The organism is Roseobacter sp. S87 (genome assembly GCF_055693285.1).
Genome location: NZ_JBVFTR010000004.1, coordinates 1,544,187 through 1,558,315, shown reverse-complemented (window position 1 = coordinate 1,558,315; position 14,129 = coordinate 1,544,187). Strand labels below are relative to the sequence as shown.

The following is a 14,129-nucleotide window of genomic DNA, read 5'->3' as shown; positions in this document are numbered from 1 at the left end:
ACAGCAGTTTATTCGGAAATTGAAAAGCGGCTCCTGAAGGAGCCGCTTTTTTGTGTCTGCGGGGCCGCGAAGGCCCCGCACAGTCAATTATTCCATGACCGGAATTGAGAACTCGCCGCCTTCTTTAATGCCTGACGGCCAGCGCGCGGTGACCGTTTTTGTGCGTGTATAGAACTTAAAGGCATCGGGCCCGTGCTGGTTCAGATCCCCGAACACGGATTTCTTCCAGCCGCCGAACGTGTGATAGGCCAGCGGCACCGGGATCGGAACGTTCACGCCGACCATGCCCACGTTGACACGGTTCGCAAAGTCGCGGGCTGCATCGCCGTCACGGGTGAAAATCGCTGTGCCATTGCCGTATTCGTGGTCCATCGCCAAGCCGAGCGCTTCTTCATAGGATTGCGCCCGCACGGTTGTCAGAACAGGGCCAAAGATTTCCTGTTTGTAGATGTCCATGTCCTTTGTGGCATGGTCAAACAGGTGTGGCCCGACAAAGAAACCATCCTCGTAGCCCTGAAGGTTAAAGTTCCGACCGTCCACGACCAGTTTGGCACCCTGATCGACGCCGGTTTGCACCAGGCGTTCGATGTTGGCTTTGGCAGCGGCCGTGACAACCGGACCATAGTCCACGTCATTGCCGGCAGTGTAGGGGCCCACCTTCAGTTTTTCGATCCGCGGCACCAGCTTTTCGATCAGCCGGTCGGCTGTGTCATCGCCAACGGGAACAGCGACAGAAATCGCCATGCAGCGTTCGCCCGCAGCACCGTATCCCGCGCCAACCAGAGCATCCGCCGCCTGGTCCATGTCCGCGTCCGGCATGATGATCATGTGGTTCTTGGCGCCGCCAAAACACTGCACCCGCTTTCCGTTCGCGCAACCCGTGCCATAGATGTATTCGGCAATTGGCGTAGACCCGACGAAGCCGATCGACTGGATCACATCGTGATGCAGGATCGCATCAACGGCTTCCTTGTCACCGTTCACCACCTGCAGCACGCCTTTGGGCAGCCCTGCTTCTTCCATCAGTTCGGCCAGCATGAGCGGCACAGACGGGTCACGTTCGGATGGTTTGAGGATGAAGGCGTTGCCGCAGGCGATGGCGGGCGCAAACATCCACATCGGGATCATCGCCGGGAAGTTGAAGGGCGTGATACCCGCGGTCACACCAAGCGCCTGGCGCATGGAATACATGTCAATGCCGGGGCCCGCGCTGTCGGTGTATTCGCCTTTCAGCAGGTGCGGCGCGCCGATGCAGTATTCGACAACTTCCAGTCCACGCTGTACGTCACCGGCCGCATCCGGCAGCGTTTTGCCGTGCTCGCGGCTCAGCGCTTCGGCCAGCTTGTCCATATCACGGTTCAGCAGGTCGACGAATTTCATCAGAACCCGCGCGCGACGCTGCGGGTTGACGGCGGCCCAGGCGGGTTGCGCTGCGGCGGCATATTCGACGGCCTGTGCGACCTCTGCGGTGGAAGCCAGCGGCACCTTGGCCTGGACTTCACCCGTTGCCGGATTCATCACGTCCGCAAAGCGCCCGGATGTGCCCTTTACGTGTTCACCGTTCAGGTAATGCGTCAGTTCCTGCATTTCTTTCTCCCAATGATCAGCCCGCGCGGGGTTCGCGCGTTTCCCCGGCACCTTAGTCTTGCAAAAAACATGCATAAAGAGGAAAGGTGTCAGGATCGTTTTGCATTTTTGCAGGAGGTGCCCTGATGCAGGCCAACTGGGATGATCTGCGGCTGTTTCTCGCGGTTGCCCGCGAGCACAGCCTGTCGGGGGCCGGAAAAGTGCTGCGCCTTGATCCTGCAACCGTCGGTCGCCGTATGCAGCGGCTGGAGGAGGCGCTTCAGGCCACGCTCTTTGCCAAGTCCCAGACAGGGTATGCACTGACGGAGGCGGGTGCTGCGCTGTTGGTGCGTGCAGAAGCCGCAGAACAGGCCATGCGCGTCGCCGTCGCCGGACTGCCGGTCGAGGGCGAAGGGCTGCGTGGACAGATCCGGATCGGTGCGCCGGATGGCTGTGCGAATTACCTGCTGCCGCAGGTCTGCGCCGCAATTTCGGACGAAAACCCGGACCTGGACATCCAGATTGTTGCTTTGCCGCGGGTTTTTAATCTGTCCCGGCGGGAGGCAGATATGGCTATTGCTGTCAGCGCACCCGAGGCCGGGCGGCTCGTGGTCAAGAAGGTCACAGAATACCAGCTGCACTTGGCGGCCAGCGAAACCTATCTTGCGCAGCACCCGCCAATAGAAACGCCGGATGATCTGCAGGGGCACCGGCTTGTGGGCTACATTCAGGATATGATTTTCGACCGCGAACTGGATTACCTCGACAGTGTCGGCATGGTACGCGTCCCGCTTGCGTCCAATTCTGTGTCCGTTCAGGTGAACTGGCTGCGTCAGGGAGGCGGTATTGGCATCGCTCATGACTTTTCATTACCGGCAACGCCAGGTCTGCGGCGTGTGCTGACGGATCACATCAGTCTGTCCCGATCATTTTACCTGATCCGTCACGCTGATGAACGCCACAACGCGCGGTTGAGCCGTTTTGCCGAGGCTCTGAGCAGCGGTTTACGGGCTGAAGTTGCCCGGCTGGAAGCCTGCGCTTGACAGAATGCGCCTTTGCGGTGACGCTGAAGCTGTTCACAGATACGTTACAGCGAGGTGCGTTATGCTTGTCTCCCAGATCCTTAAAACCAAGTCGTTGCAGGATGTTGTGACGGTCCCGCCCAGCATGCTGGTGTCTGAAGCAGCGCGGATTCTGTCCGAAAAACGCATTGGTACGGTGATCGTTTCCAAAAATGGCAAGGTCGCTGACGGTATTCTGTCAGAGCGCGATATCGTGCGCGAAATAGGTGCACGCGGGGCGGGCTGCCTTGCACATACGGTGGATACACTGATGACGTCCAAGCTGGTGACCTGTCACAGTGATGATCAGGCGGATGCAGTTCTCAAGCAAATGACAGACGGACGGTTCCGCCACATGCCGGTGGTTGAAGAGGGCGAACTGCGGGGGCTGATCTCTCTTGGGGATGTGGTCAAGGCGCGGCTGATGGAACTGGCCATGGAAAAAGATGCGCTTGAAGGGATGATCATGGGGCACTGATCCCCTGTCGGATCGTCTGTCGGGAATTTCCCTGTGCAGGCTTGCCTTTCTGCAGCATTAATGGTGCTTTACCGCGACGACCCGAAGACTGGAGAGCGTGATGCGCGTAGGCCTGTATCCCGGCACATTTGATCCGATCACGCTTGGCCATCTTGATATCATCCGGCGAGCGTCTGTGCTCCTTGACCGGCTGGTGATCGGTGTTGCCATCAATCGTGACAAAGGCCCGTTGTTCAGTCTTGAGGAGCGTGTGGCGATGGTCGAGGCCGAATGCGCGCAGCTGTCGGCTCAGACCGGAATGGAGATCGTGGCCCATCCGTTCGAGAACCTGCTGATTGACTGCGCACGTGACGTTGGCGCTCAGGTCATTGTCCGGGGGCTGCGCGCTGTGGCCGATTTTGAATATGAATACCAGATGGTGGGCATGAACCGGCAGCTTGATGACGGCATTGAAACCGTTTTTCTGATGGCCGAGGCCGAGCATCAGGCCATCGCAAGCAAGCTGGTCAAGGAAATCGCGCGTCTCGGCGGTGATGTCAGCAAATTCGTAACGCCGCCGGTGCGCGCGCAACTGCTGGACAAGCTCGGACGCGACTGACGGTCAGCGGCCCTGCCGGCCCACAACGCCGATCATGTCGCGCAACCGGCAAGAAAATCCCCATTCATTGTCATACCAGGCGAGCACGCGGACCAGCGTGTCGCTTTGTACGCGCGTCTGATCTGTCGCGAAAATGGCGCTGTGCGGGTCGCGGGCAAAGTCGCGGGAGACCAGTTTGCGGTCGGTGATGCCGATGATGCCGTTCATCGGACCCGCGGCGGCGGCGCGCATCGCGTCATTCACCATTTCCGGGGTCACCGGGCGTGACACGTCGACGGACAGGTCTATGCAGGAGACATTGGGCGCGGGCACGCGGATCGCCTGGCCGGTGATGAGCCCGTCCAGTTCGGGGATCACCAGTCCCATGGTTTCGGCCGCCCCGGTCGAGGTGGGGATCATTGAAAGCCCGGCGGCACGGCCCCGGTAAAGGTCTGCGTGCGGCGCGTCATGCACTGGCTGGGACGTAGTATAGCAGTGCACCGTGGTCATCATGCCGCGCGTGATGCCAAAGACATCGTGCAGCACGCGGGCAACGGGCGCCAGACAGTTCGTCGTGCAGGACCCGTTGGAGATCAGGCGATCCTGCGGTGTGATTTTGTCGTGATTGACACCGTACACCACTGTGGGGCCATCGCCCTTGGCGGGGGCCGACAACAATACGCGGCCGGATCCGTTCCGGAAGTGGCGTTCGGCATCAGCGATACGGGTAAAATGCCCGCTGCATTCAAGGGCCAGATCCACATCGCTCCAGGGCAGATCCGCGGGGTCCTGGTACCCTGTCAGCCGGACCGGGCCGCGTCCGAAGGAAATCATCCCGCCCTCAAGCGTGACAGGATGCGGGAAGCGCCCGTGTACAGAGTCAAATTCGAGCAGATGAGCCAGTGCTTCAGCCGGGGCAGGGTCGTTGATGGCCACAACCTCAATGTCATCCGCGCCTGTTTCCGCAAGAACGCGCAGCAGCGTGCGCCCGATACGGCCAAACCCGTTAATTCCGATCCTGATGGTCATGTGGCCTCCTCAGCTGCCCGGCTTCGCACGCCTGGCGTCACCGCCAGAAGGCCATCCATTCAATCAGTTCAAGCAGCCTGCGCCCCAGAAACAGCAACACCTGGCCATTGTTCAGCGTCAGATCCAGCGCGCAGAGCGCAGCGATGACGATGCCCAGAACAACAGCTATTCGGTTGGTCATATCGGTCTCTCAACAGGCAATGGTCAGCAGCCGAAACTGCTGACCTCCTGTGGTCCGTATGACACCCGTTTCCCGGGCGGGCAAGGGTCAGCCGAGGCGGCCCATTGTAGCGGCGACATCCGCCATGCGCGCCGAGAAGGCCCATTCATTGTCGTACCAGGCCAGCACACGGACGGTGCGTCCGCCGACGACCTTGGTTTGTTCCGGCGCCACGATGCTGCTGTGCTCTGTGTGGTTGAAGTCCACAGAGACCTTGGCCTCAGGATCATAGGCCAGAACGCGCGACATAGGCCCGCTGGCAGCGGCCTCAAGTGCGGCGTTCACTTCTTCGACCGTGACGTCGCGCGCAGCTTCAAAGGTCAGATCCACTGCGGACACATTTGGCGTCGGAACGCGCATCGCTGTGCCATCCAGTTTGCCAGCAAGGTTCGGCAGAACTTCGCCCAGAGCCTTGGCCGCGCCGGTGGATGTCGGGATGATTGCCATAGCGGCGGCGCGCGCGCGGTAGAGATCGCTGTGGCGGCGGTCCAGCGTTGGCTGATCGCCGGTGTAGGAGTGGATGGTCGTCATCACGCCGCGTTCGATCCCGATTGCTTCGTCGAGGACCTTCGCCAGTGGCGCAAGGCAGTTCGTCGTGCAGGACCCGTTCGAGACTACTGCATCGGACGCGATCATGTCCCGGTGGTTCACACCGAACACGACGGTACGGTCCACGTTTTTAGCAGGGGCAGAGATCAGCACACGCCCGGCACCGCGATCGATGTGTGTGCGTGCTTTTTCACCGTCATTGAACTGGCCGGTGCATTCCAGAACGACGTCCACGCCGTCCCAGTCCAGCTCATTCAGATCATAGCTCGACATCATCCGGATCGGCCCGCGGCCAAGGTCCATTGTGTTGGCGCCGGTGACGATTTCGCCGGGGTAGCGCCCGTGCACGGAATCGTATTTCAGGAGGTGTGCGGCGGTTTCAACCGGCCCTGTGGCATTCACGGCAACAACGCTGATGTCGTTACGGCCCGAACTGACGATATGTGACAGGGTGCAGCGGCCGATCCGGCCGAACCCGTTGATACCCACTCTGATGGTCATAATCCACTCTCCGCCCTTGGTGTACCTTCGTATTCCCTGCTGTGCGTATAGCCGGGGCGGTCTGCGCGGGGAACGATAAAAACGTCCTGATTTCCGTATGTTAGCGTTAAAATTCATGTTAGCGATAACCGCCGGGCGCATATTCTGCTGTTCCGTGGACAAAAACGGTATTTACAGCGTTTGTTGACCTGTGCGCATAAATGATCCGCGGCTGCTTTTGGCTGCTTTGGTTAAGGGAACGGGCATAATGAGTGGTCTTCTTGCGCTTCTGGACGACGTGGCAGCGATAGCAAAGGTTGCGGCGGCATCGGTCGATGATGTGGTCGGGCAGGCGGCCAAGGCAGGCTCCAAAGTCGCGGGTGTGGTGATCGACGACGCTGCGGTCACGCCGAAATATGTCACCGGGTTTGAGCCAAAGCGCGAGTTGCCGATCATCTGGAAGATCACACGCGGATCGCTGTTCAACAAAATGGTGGTGCTGCTGCCGGCATTGTTGCTCCTGAACGCCTTTGCGCCCTGGGTGATCACGCCGCTGCTGATGCTGGGCGGGGCTTACCTGTGCTTCGAAGGGGCCGAGAAAGTGTATCACTGGCTCTGGCCGCACGGGGACAAGCACGTCGAAAAGGACATGTCTGTCGGTGATCCTGTTCATCTGGAAGAGACACGTGTCAAAGGGGCGATCAAGACAGACTTCATCCTGTCGGCCGAGATCATGACCATCATCCTGTCCAATATCGAGGCGAACAGTTTCTGGTTCGAGGCGGCGACACTTGCCTTTGCCGGTATCGCTGTGACCGTGCTGGTCTACGGGACGGTCGCGCTGATCGTGAAAATGGACGACATTGGTGTCTGGTGGGCAGCGAATGGTGTGACAGGTGCGGGCAGGGCCATGGGGCGCGGTCTGGTGCATGGCATGCCGGTGCTGCTTAAAGTGCTGACGGTGATCGGGACGGCGGCGATGCTGTGGGTTGGCGGCTCGATCATCATTCACGGGCTCAAGGCGCTGGGAATGCCAGGGATCTATGATGCCATCCACCATCTGGCCGTGGCGGTTGCCGGTGGCAGCGGATTTGGCGAATGGGCGGTTACGGCGCTCGTGGACGGGGTATTCGGCATTGTCCTCGGGATGCTGCTGATCCCGGTGGTCACGCGCGTCATCGGCCCCATGGTGCAAAAAATAACCGGCGCTGAGAGCGCCGGTCACTGAAGCCTTCAAAAAGGGCTGCGGATCAGGTGCGCGGATCCGGCTGCCATTTGCCGTCCAGAAGGTCGCGGACTTTCTGCGCAGTGGCTTCGGCGGTGATGCCAAATTCCTGATAGAGTGTGCCCGCCGGCGCAGAGGCACCAAAGTCGTGCATGCCGACAAAACCGGACTTTTCGCGTTTGCCCCGCTCGCCGAACAGCCATCGGTCCCAGCCGAACCGCACGCCAGCCTCGATTGCCACTCGGACCGGACCGCCGGGCAGAACCCGCTTGCGGTAGGCTTCGTCCTGCTCTTCGAAGAGCTCCCAGCAGGGCATGGAAACCACGCGTGTCCCAATGCCTTCGGCCTGCAGAATGTCACGTGCGGCAAGCGCGATTTCGACCTCTGAACCGGTCGCCATCAGAATGGCGCGGCGTTTGCCCTCGGCGTCCGCCAGAACGTAAGCACCCTGCGCCGTCAGGTTCTTGTTCTTGTGTTCGGTCCGTACGGTTTGAAGGCCCTGGCGGGTCAGCGACAGAACTGATGGCGTCTGTTTCTGTGTCAGAGCCAGTTCCCAGCTTTCGGCTGTCTCAATGGTGTCGGCGGGGCGGAACACATATGTGTTCGGCGTCGCCCGGCTGATTGCGAGATGTTCAACCGGCTGGTGGGTCGGGCCGTCTTCGCCCAGACCGATGCTGTCATGCGTCATCACGAAAACCGTGGGAATTTTCATCAGAGCCGCCAGACGCATTGCGGGGCGCGCATAGTCAGTGAAACACATGAACGTACCGCCATAAGGACGGACACCGCCGTGCAGCGCCATGCCGTTCATTGCGGAGGCCATACCGTGTTCACGGATGCCCCAGTACACATAACGGCCATCGCGGCTGTCCACATCGAACACGCCCAGATCGCTGGTCTTGGTATTGTTGGAGCCGGTGAGGTCGGCCGAGCCGCCCACAGTTTCCGGCATCACCGGGTTGATAACTTCCAGAACTTTTTCCGAACTCGCACGGGTGGCCAGTTTGGGCGCGGCCTCAGACATCTGTTTCTTGAAGGCCTTGACCGTGGCGCTCAGCTTTTTCGGAGCGTCCAACGCATAGGCACGGTTGAAGGTTTCGCGCTTGCCACGGGGCATTCTGTCGAAACGTTCTTCCCAGGCGCGACGAGCGTCGATACCGCGGGCACCGATCGCTTCCCATGCGGATTTTACGTCTGCAGGCACTTCGAACGGGCCGGTTTTCCAGCCCCATGCTGCTTTGGCTTCGGCGTTCTGATCTGCGTTGGTCAGTGCGCCATGACCCTTTGAGGTATCCTGTGCGGCATGCCCCAGAGCGATGTGGGTTTTGCATGCAATCATCGTCGGTTGATCGCTTTTTTTGGCTGCCGTCAGAGCCGCGTCAATTTCATCCGGGTTGTGGCCATCAATTTCAATCACTTCCCAGCCGGCTGACCGGAAGCGGCCGACCTGGTCAGTGCGGTCGGACAGGGTGACGGGGCCGTCAATGGTGATGTTGTTGTTGTCCCAGAGCACGATCAGTTTGCTCAGCTGGTGACGTCCGGCGAGCGTGATAGCTTCCTGGCTCACGCCTTCCATCAGACAGCCATCGCCCGCGATGACATAGGTGTGGTGATCCACAACCTTTTTGCCATAGGTCGCGCGCTGAATCTCTTCGGCCATCGCGAAACCAATGGAATTTGCGATACCCTGACCCAGCGGGCCGGTGGTTGTCTCAATACCCTTCGCATGACCATATTCCGGGTGGCCGGCGGTGATCGCACCCCACTGGCGGAAGTTTTTGACCTGCTCCAGGGTCATGTCCTCATAGCCAGTCAGGTGCAGCAGCGCATAAAGCAGCATTGAGCCGTGGCCTGCGGACAGGATGAAACGGTCGCGGTCCGGCCAGTCAGGGTTCGAGGCATCAAACTTCAGGTGTTTTTCGAACAGCACGGTCGCCACGTCGGCCATCCCGATCGGCATGCCGGAGTGACCGGAATTCGCTGCGGCAACTGCGTCGAGGGCAAGGGCACGGATAGCGGTTGCTTTGGACCAGTGGTCCGGATGCGCGGCGGCGAGAGCTTTGAGATCCACGGGATCAGTCATCCTTTTTCGGCTGTGCGGCCCGTCAGGAGCCGCGATCAGTGTCTGCGTCAGGGCGCTGCATATCAGTCACCCCGCAAAGATCAAGTAGGCGGGACAGGCGCGCAGGCGCCGGAACTTGAAGAAGGCCGCGCAAGTCGCTGATACTGCTGAACGGCGCATTTGTTGTGCTGCGCTGTTGCGGGTACGGTTAACCATGATTTCAGCGATTCGGCCCCGGTTTTTCAGGGTTTGGGGCGGTTTCGGAAGGGGTATAGACAGGCATGAGTGAGATTGACGAACTTCAGCGGCGCATAATGTCGGCGATGGACCGTGTGGCGCAGGGGCTGGACGGGCTGAATGCTGCCGATCCGGCAGAGGCGGATGCGCTCCGTCAGGAACTGGCGGACGAGAAATCGATCAACGCGGATCTGAAAGAGCGGATCGACGCGCTTGGCGCCCAGCACGAGAAAATTCTGCACGATGCCGAAAGCCGTGTGGCCTCCAAGATGGCAGACCTGGACAACCAGCTGCAGAAACTGCGGACCATCAACAAACAATTGTCCGAAGCCTGCGATGCCCTGCGCGCCGCAAATGCCGAAGGTGTCGGCGACCCTGAACTGATTAACAGTTCAATGATGACCGAGCTGGAGGCGATCCGCGCGATGCGCAGTGCAGAGATGGCAGAGGCGGGCGAGATCATTGCCGCACTGACGCCGCTGCTTGAACAGGCCGCGGGATCAGGTGAAAACGGGGGAGTGCAGTAATGCCGGAAGTCACAATCACCATCGGCGGCCGCGGTTTTGAGGTCGCCTGTCAGGAAGGCGAAGAGCATTACCTGCACACTGCGGCGAAACTGCTGGATGATGAGGCGCAGATCCTGGCAGATCAGGTCGGGCGCATGCCGGAGGCGCGAATGCTGCTGATGGCTGGTCTTATGCTGGCGGACAAAACGGCAAGTGTTGAGGAGCGTGTCGCCGAGGTTCAGGCAAAGCTGAACGAAAAGGACGCCGAGATTGCGGCCCTGCGGGAAGCTGCGGCGGAGCCGGAGCGGATTGAGGTACCGGTCGTGCCGGCCGCTGTCACGGACACGCTGGCCGAACTGGCCGCGCGGGCCGAGGCCATTGCGGAAGCGGTGGACGAGAAGAAACGCGCGTGATGCGCAGCCTTGCGGCCGTTCTTGCCATGGCAGGATCGCCGCTGCTCGCCGGAACGCCCGTTATCTATGACTGCGCCGATGCCGCGTTGGTTGTTGTCATTTATGACGAAAAGAACAGGGCGACTGTTCTCCTGAACGATGCGCACTTCGATATGACAGCAACGGTATCCGCCTCCGGTGCGCAATACCGCGCCCGGATGGGTGACGTGCAGGCTGTCTGGTGGTCAAAAGGGGATGAAGGTCTTCTCTTCTTCGAAGACGCGGGCGGGCGCGAACTGTCGCGCCCTGCCGGACAATGTGTGGCGCGCCCGGGCGCGCAGCCCTGATCAGCCGTTTGCTTCGCGGATTTTGTCCGCAGCGTCCTTGTCAAAGCCAACACCGTTGTCTTCGAAAAGCGTGTCCAGCTCGCCCGAAAGGGTCATTTCGGTGATGATATCGCAGCCACCAACGAATTCGCCTTTGACATAAAGCTGCGGGATAGTGGGCCAGTCGGAAAAATCCTTGATGCCCTGGCGAATTCCTTCGTCGGCCAGAACGTTTACGTCAGAATACTGGACACCCATATAGTTCAGCACGCCGGCTACGCGGCTGGAGAATCCGCACTGCGGCATCTCCTTGGTGCCTTTCATAAAGAGCACCACGTCGTTCGCGGTAATGGTATCCTGAATCTGTGTGTTTGCGTCAGTCATTGAACTCATCCTTCAGATGTCGGTGCCCTGCGGGCAGGTGTCTGTTGCGCGGTGTCAGTCCGGCGCTTTGGTCGTCAGCGCCAGGGCATGCAGCTCTCCGTGAGAGCCATCCATTTTGCCTTTCAGGGCCGCATAAACTGCGCGCTGCTGCTGGACGCGGTTCTTGCCGCGAAAGCTTTCGTCGACGACCATTGCGGACATATGAACACCGTCATCGCCTTCGACACGGATCTGCGCATCCGGAAAAGTCTGGCGCAGAAGGTCCTCGATTTCATTGGCTTGCATCGGCATGATGTTGCTCCCGTCCGTCTTTGATCCAGATGTAGTCGGGCCCGGGTCCGGGGACAAGGGCCAGATTAACGCAAAAGTCGGCGCGGGTATGGTGACCGGTCCCGTTTTCGGGCAGACATCACGCAGTGGCTGTTTCATAGTCTGCACGGGAGGTGCACCATGGACATTTCAGACAATGCACCGGAGCTGGCGCTGTCCTGGCACGAGGCAGGCCGGGGCGCGGTCCTGGCTACGGTGGTTGAAACATGGGGGTCTGCGCCGCGTCGCACGGGCGCGCAGCTTGTGATTGATGGCGAGGGCAATATGGAAGGCTCTGTTTCGGGCGGATGCGTCGAGGGGGCTGTGGTCCTCGAGGCAATGGATGCGCTGGAGAAGGGCGAGGAGCGGTTGCTGGAATATGGTGTCAGCGATGGCGACGCCTTTGCCGTTGGTCTGGCCTGCGGCGGCACAATCCGCATCCTGGTGGAACCGGTCGGTGCAGTGATGCCCGATGACCTTTTGCGGGATCTGGTGGCCGCCCGGGCGGCACAGAAACCTGTCGCTTATGAGGTCTATCCCGGTCAGAACAGACGCCAGCTGGTCACAGGGACTTACGCAGACCGTTTTGCGATGGACCGCTCGGGGTTTGAGCCGGAGGATGGTCCCTTTGTTGCGGTTCACAATCCGCCGCTCCGGCTGGTCATTGTTGGCGCGGTTCATATTGCGCAGGCGCTGGTGCCGATGGCGCGTCTCGCGAGATATGACCCGGTGGTCGTCGATCCGCGCGGCGCCTTTGGTTCTGAGGCGCGGTTTCCGGGCACGCGCGTGGTGGCGGAATGGCCGGACGAGGCGCTGGAGCAGATTGGCCTGCACAGCCGGACGGCAGTTGTATTGTTGACCCACGATCCGAAACTGGATGACCCGGCGTTGCATCTTGCCCTGCAGTCCCCGTGTTTCTACATCGGCGCTCTGGGATCAAAACGCACCCATGCTGCTCGTGTGGCACGGCTGGAAGAGGCCGGGTTCACGGAGGATCAGATCGCGCGTATCCACGGTCCGGTCGGTCTGGACATCGGCGCATCCGGCCCGCCGGAGATCGCGGTTTCAGTGATGGCTGAGATGACGCGTGTGCTGAGACGCGGTTCATGATTTTCGGTCCGGTTCCGGTCGATGCGGCCGAAGGAACAATCCTGGCGCATTCCGTCGGGCTGGGTGGTCGCGCGCGGCTGCGCAAGGGCAGGGTGCTGGACGCAGACGATATTGCACGCCTGAAAGATGCAGGCGTCGCCACTGTGGTTGCCGCTCAACCCGAGCCCGGCGACGTGACAGAGAACGATGCCGCCGCGCGCCTTGCGGCAGCGCTGGTTCCTGACGCAAAGGCGGCCGGTCTGACCCTGACAGAGCCCTTCACCGGTCGCGTCAATCTGCTGGCACAGGGACCTGGTGTTGTGGTTCTGGATGCAGAGGCTGTCGAAGCGGCCAACCGGATCCATCCCATGATCACGGTCGCCACGGTGCCACCGTTTCAGCAGATGCAGACGCGCGGCATGGTCGCCACGATCAAGATCATTTCCTATGCGGTGCCCGGGGATGCCCTGGCGGCTGCCTGTGATGCCGCAGCATCCGCGATCCGGATGGCAACGCCTGTTCTGCAGAACGTCCGCCTCATCGTAACGGATACGCCGGGTGGTGCCGGACTAAAGGGCGTTGAGGCGATTGCTGCCCGAGTTGCGGCATTTAACCTGACCCTGCCGGAGCCGGTCGTGGTGCCGCATGAGACCGGCGCCCTGGCCCACGCACTGCAGGAAACGACCGCCGATCTGGTCATGATCCTGACAGCCTCCGCCACGTCTGACCCGCATGATACGGCGCCGGAGGCGGTCCGCGCAGCAGGTGGGCAGGTGGAACGGTTCGGTATGCCCGTTGATCCGGGAAATCTTTTGTTTATCGGCGCAATCGGTGAAACATCCGTTATCGGACTGCCGGGATGCGCCCGGGCACCGGCTCTCAACGGGGCAGACTGGGTGTTGTCACGGCTGATCTGCGGTGTGCCCGTCAGTGCCGGCGACATCGCGGGCATGGGCGTTGGCGGCCTGCTCAAAGAGATCCCGTCGCGGCCGCAGCCAAGAGCGGGAAAACGCGCGATCTGAACCTGCGGTATACTGCTACTTTGTGCAGCGTGCTGAAAGGAATGAAATTTCCTGTTCTCAACGCAACCCTGCCGTGCTTAACTCCCCTCAGAAACCAACAAAAGTTTTCAGGGAGGAAACCATGGCACAGGTCTCAATGACCGTGAACGGGAAGGCCGCGTCCGGCGAAGTGGAAGGGCGCACGCTGCTGTCGTCGTTCCTGCGGGATACGCTCCAGCTCACGGGTACCCATGTCGGATGCGATACCAGTCAGTGCGGCGCCTGCGTGGTGCACGTCAACGGCGAGGCGGTCAAAGCCTGTACGATGCTGGCGGCAGAGGCAGCGGACGCAGAGGTGACCACAATCGAAGGTATGGCCAATGCGGATGGGTCCCTGAACGTCATCCAGCAGGCATTCCAGGACCACCACGGTCTGCAGTGTGGTTTCTGCACGCCCGGTATGGTGATGTCGGCCGCCGCTCTGCTCAAGGAAAACCCGACGCCGTCAGAAACGGAAGTCCGCGAGTATCTTGAGGGCAATATCTGCCGCTGCACCGGCTACCATAACATCGTCAAGGCGATCATGGCGGCGTCCGGACAGGACGTGAGCCAGGTTGCTGCCGAATAAAGCGTAACAG

General features: G+C 60.6%; 17 protein-coding genes. 10 read left to right on the top strand and 7 right to left on the bottom strand.

Annotation, left to right across the window (positions count from 1 at the left end; genetic code table 11):
• Positions 1-87 precede the first annotated feature (87 nt).
• Positions 88-1,587, bottom strand: a complete 1,500-nt coding sequence (locus tag ACZ1HA_RS08690; protein WP_375227449.1) for a CoA-acylating methylmalonate-semialdehyde dehydrogenase — start codon at positions 1,585-1,587, stop codon at positions 88-90.
• A 125-nt stretch (positions 1,588-1,712) separates the two neighbouring features.
• On the opposite strand from ACZ1HA_RS08690, the gene ACZ1HA_RS08685 reads away from it, so the two are divergent.
• From ACZ1HA_RS08685 to coaD, 3 genes are all read left to right on the top strand, one after another.
• A complete protein-coding gene (locus ACZ1HA_RS08685) occupies positions 1,713-2,609 on the top strand; it encodes a LysR family transcriptional regulator (RefSeq protein ID WP_472713557.1) in 897 nt (298 codons plus the stop codon).
• Between the two features lie 61 nt (positions 2,610-2,670).
• Positions 2,671-3,105 (top strand): CBS domain-containing protein, encoded by a 435-nt coding sequence (locus ACZ1HA_RS08680; protein WP_375227451.1) that lies wholly within the window; start codon positions 2,671-2,673, stop codon positions 3,103-3,105.
• 100 nt (positions 3,106-3,205) lie between these two features.
• A complete protein-coding gene (coaD, locus tag ACZ1HA_RS08675; RefSeq protein ID WP_472713556.1) occupies positions 3,206-3,703 on the top strand; it encodes a pantetheine-phosphate adenylyltransferase in 498 nt (165 codons plus the stop codon).
• A 3-nt stretch (positions 3,704-3,706) separates the two neighbouring features.
• Here the strand turns inward: coaD and gap (ACZ1HA_RS08670) are convergent, their stop codons facing one another.
• The 3 genes from gap (ACZ1HA_RS08670) to gap (ACZ1HA_RS08660) form a co-directional block, all read right to left on the bottom strand.
• Positions 3,707-4,711: a type I glyceraldehyde-3-phosphate dehydrogenase gene (gene gap, locus ACZ1HA_RS08670; protein WP_472713555.1), complete on the bottom strand. Its 1,005-nt coding sequence runs from the start codon at positions 4,709-4,711 to the stop codon at positions 3,707-3,709.
• A 37-nt stretch (positions 4,712-4,748) separates the two neighbouring features.
• Positions 4,749-4,892: a hypothetical protein gene (locus ACZ1HA_RS08665; protein ID WP_375227455.1), complete on the bottom strand. Its 144-nt coding sequence runs from the start codon at positions 4,890-4,892 to the stop codon at positions 4,749-4,751.
• 87 nt (positions 4,893-4,979) lie between these two features.
• Positions 4,980-5,981, bottom strand: a complete 1,002-nt coding sequence (gap, locus tag ACZ1HA_RS08660; RefSeq protein ID WP_472713554.1) for a type I glyceraldehyde-3-phosphate dehydrogenase — start codon at positions 5,979-5,981, stop codon at positions 4,980-4,982.
• Positions 5,982-6,228: 247 nt separating this feature from the next.
• On the opposite strand from gap (ACZ1HA_RS08660), the gene ACZ1HA_RS08655 reads away from it, so the two are divergent.
• Positions 6,229-7,188: a DUF808 domain-containing protein gene (locus tag ACZ1HA_RS08655; protein WP_472713553.1), complete on the top strand. Its 960-nt coding sequence runs from the start codon at positions 6,229-6,231 to the stop codon at positions 7,186-7,188.
• A 22-nt stretch (positions 7,189-7,210) separates the two neighbouring features.
• Here the strand turns inward: ACZ1HA_RS08655 and tkt are convergent, their stop codons facing one another.
• The gene (tkt, locus tag ACZ1HA_RS08650; RefSeq protein ID WP_472715307.1) at positions 7,211-9,256 is read right to left on the bottom strand and encodes a transketolase; all 2,046 of its coding nucleotides are present in this window, start codon (positions 9,254-9,256) and stop codon (positions 7,211-7,213) included.
• A gap of 272 nt (positions 9,257-9,528) precedes the next feature.
• On the opposite strand from tkt, the gene ACZ1HA_RS08645 reads away from it, so the two are divergent.
• Genes ACZ1HA_RS08645 through ACZ1HA_RS08635 form a run of 3 tightly spaced genes read left to right on the top strand, consistent with a single transcriptional unit; the run spans position 9,529 to position 10,729 of the window.
• A complete protein-coding gene (locus tag ACZ1HA_RS08645; RefSeq protein ID WP_472713552.1) occupies positions 9,529-10,011 on the top strand; it encodes a hypothetical protein in 483 nt (160 codons plus the stop codon).
• Positions 10,011-10,403, top strand: a complete 393-nt coding sequence (locus ACZ1HA_RS08640; RefSeq protein WP_472713551.1) for a cell division protein ZapA — start codon at positions 10,011-10,013, stop codon at positions 10,401-10,403. Before ACZ1HA_RS08645 ends, ACZ1HA_RS08640 begins: the two co-directional genes overlap by 1 nt.
• On the top strand, positions 10,403-10,729 hold the full coding sequence (locus tag ACZ1HA_RS08635; RefSeq protein WP_472713550.1) for an MliC family protein: 327 nt from the start codon (positions 10,403-10,405) through the stop codon (positions 10,727-10,729). Before ACZ1HA_RS08640 ends, ACZ1HA_RS08635 begins: the two co-directional genes overlap by 1 nt.
• Here the strand turns inward: ACZ1HA_RS08635 and grxD are convergent, their stop codons facing one another.
• Both grxD and ACZ1HA_RS08625 read right to left on the bottom strand, forming a co-directional pair.
• Positions 10,730-11,092: a Grx4 family monothiol glutaredoxin gene (grxD, locus tag ACZ1HA_RS08630; protein WP_375227461.1), complete on the bottom strand. Its 363-nt coding sequence runs from the start codon at positions 11,090-11,092 to the stop codon at positions 10,730-10,732. It abuts the gene before it with no gap.
• Between the two features lie 54 nt (positions 11,093-11,146).
• A complete protein-coding gene (locus ACZ1HA_RS08625) occupies positions 11,147-11,383 on the bottom strand; it encodes a BolA/IbaG family iron-sulfur metabolism protein (RefSeq protein WP_375227462.1) in 237 nt (78 codons plus the stop codon).
• A 159-nt stretch (positions 11,384-11,542) separates the two neighbouring features.
• On the opposite strand from ACZ1HA_RS08625, the gene ACZ1HA_RS08620 reads away from it, so the two are divergent.
• From ACZ1HA_RS08620 to ACZ1HA_RS08610, 3 genes are all read left to right on the top strand, one after another.
• A complete protein-coding gene (locus ACZ1HA_RS08620; RefSeq protein ID WP_472713549.1) occupies positions 11,543-12,511 on the top strand; it encodes an XdhC family protein in 969 nt (322 codons plus the stop codon).
• A complete protein-coding gene (locus ACZ1HA_RS08615) occupies positions 12,508-13,512 on the top strand; it encodes a molybdopterin-binding protein (protein WP_472713548.1) in 1,005 nt (334 codons plus the stop codon). Before ACZ1HA_RS08620 ends, ACZ1HA_RS08615 begins: the two co-directional genes overlap by 4 nt.
• A gap of 121 nt (positions 13,513-13,633) precedes the next feature.
• Positions 13,634-14,119: a (2Fe-2S)-binding protein gene (locus ACZ1HA_RS08610; RefSeq protein WP_375227464.1), complete on the top strand. Its 486-nt coding sequence runs from the start codon at positions 13,634-13,636 to the stop codon at positions 14,117-14,119.
• Positions 14,120-14,129: the final 10 nt, after the last annotated feature.

Excerpts from the sequence above, each read along its gene's own strand:
- ACZ1HA_RS08620 (WP_472713549.1), top strand. The coding sequence starts at position 11,543 with ATGGACATTTCAGACAATGCACCGGAGCTGGCGCTGTCCTGGCACGAG.
- ACZ1HA_RS08610 (WP_375227464.1), top strand. The coding sequence starts at position 13,634 with ATGGCACAGGTCTCAATGACCGTGAACGGGAAGGCCGCGTCCGGCGAA.
- gap (WP_472713555.1), bottom strand. The coding sequence starts at position 4,711 with ATGACCATCAGGATCGGAATTAACGGGTTTGGCCGTATCGGGCGCACG.
- gap (WP_472713554.1), bottom strand. The coding sequence starts at position 5,981 with ATGACCATCAGAGTGGGTATCAACGGGTTCGGCCGGATCGGCCGCTGC.
- ACZ1HA_RS08640 (WP_472713551.1), top strand. The coding sequence starts at position 10,011 with ATGCCGGAAGTCACAATCACCATCGGCGGCCGCGGTTTTGAGGTCGCC.
- coaD (WP_472713556.1), top strand. The coding sequence starts at position 3,206 with ATGCGCGTAGGCCTGTATCCCGGCACATTTGATCCGATCACGCTTGGC.
- grxD (WP_375227461.1), bottom strand. The coding sequence starts at position 11,092 with ATGACTGACGCAAACACACAGATTCAGGATACCATTACCGCGAACGAC.
- ACZ1HA_RS08635 (WP_472713550.1), top strand. The coding sequence starts at position 10,403 with ATGCGCAGCCTTGCGGCCGTTCTTGCCATGGCAGGATCGCCGCTGCTC.
- ACZ1HA_RS08655 (WP_472713553.1), top strand. The coding sequence starts at position 6,229 with ATGAGTGGTCTTCTTGCGCTTCTGGACGACGTGGCAGCGATAGCAAAG.
- ACZ1HA_RS08685 (WP_472713557.1), top strand. The coding sequence starts at position 1,713 with ATGCAGGCCAACTGGGATGATCTGCGGCTGTTTCTCGCGGTTGCCCGC.
- ACZ1HA_RS08690 (WP_375227449.1), bottom strand. The coding sequence starts at position 1,587 with ATGCAGGAACTGACGCATTACCTGAACGGTGAACACGTAAAGGGCACA.
- ACZ1HA_RS08665 (WP_375227455.1), bottom strand. The coding sequence starts at position 4,892 with ATGACCAACCGAATAGCTGTTGTTCTGGGCATCGTCATCGCTGCGCTC.
- ACZ1HA_RS08645 (WP_472713552.1), top strand. The coding sequence starts at position 9,529 with ATGAGTGAGATTGACGAACTTCAGCGGCGCATAATGTCGGCGATGGAC.
- ACZ1HA_RS08625 (WP_375227462.1), bottom strand. The coding sequence starts at position 11,383 with ATGCCGATGCAAGCCAATGAAATCGAGGACCTTCTGCGCCAGACTTTT.
- ACZ1HA_RS08680 (WP_375227451.1), top strand. The coding sequence starts at position 2,671 with ATGCTTGTCTCCCAGATCCTTAAAACCAAGTCGTTGCAGGATGTTGTG.
- ACZ1HA_RS08615 (WP_472713548.1), top strand. The coding sequence starts at position 12,508 with ATGATTTTCGGTCCGGTTCCGGTCGATGCGGCCGAAGGAACAATCCTG.